This window comes from Dyella jejuensis, from assembly GCF_044904675.1.
GTDB lineage: Bacteria > Pseudomonadota > Gammaproteobacteria > Xanthomonadales > Rhodanobacteraceae > Dyella_B > Dyella_B jejuensis.
The window spans coordinates 1-281 of the sequence record NZ_JADIKJ010000121.1 but is presented as its reverse complement, the minus strand read 5'-3'; the positions used below and the strand labels follow the sequence as shown (position 1 = coordinate 281).

1 protein-coding gene is annotated in these 281 nt (G+C 62.6%); it reads right to left on the bottom strand.

Annotated elements, in window-relative coordinates; translation table 11 throughout:
• Positions 1-281, bottom strand: a 281-nt coding sequence (locus ISP15_RS18695) for a transposase (RefSeq protein ID WP_404549507.1), incomplete at both ends; no start/stop codon positions are given.

Sequence of the window (281 nt, the reverse complement as noted above, 5' to 3'; positions counted from 1 at the left end):
AGGCACGTTTCGATGTAGGCGAGAAACGCGACACCGTTCATTGGACCATCGAGCACTAGCGGCGCGGTAATCGCATCGTGACGCAAGCCGGCAATGAACGTGGTCGTCTTCCAGTGGCCGTAGGGCGCAGAAGCGACACAGCGCTGCCCTCGTGGCGAACGGCCCCGCAACCGGGTCATGCACGTGGTGGTAGCCGTTTCATCCAGGAAAACCAACCGACCTCGACTCCATTGCGGCTGGTCGCGCCTCCATTCAGTCCTTGCCTGCTGCACGTCCGCGCG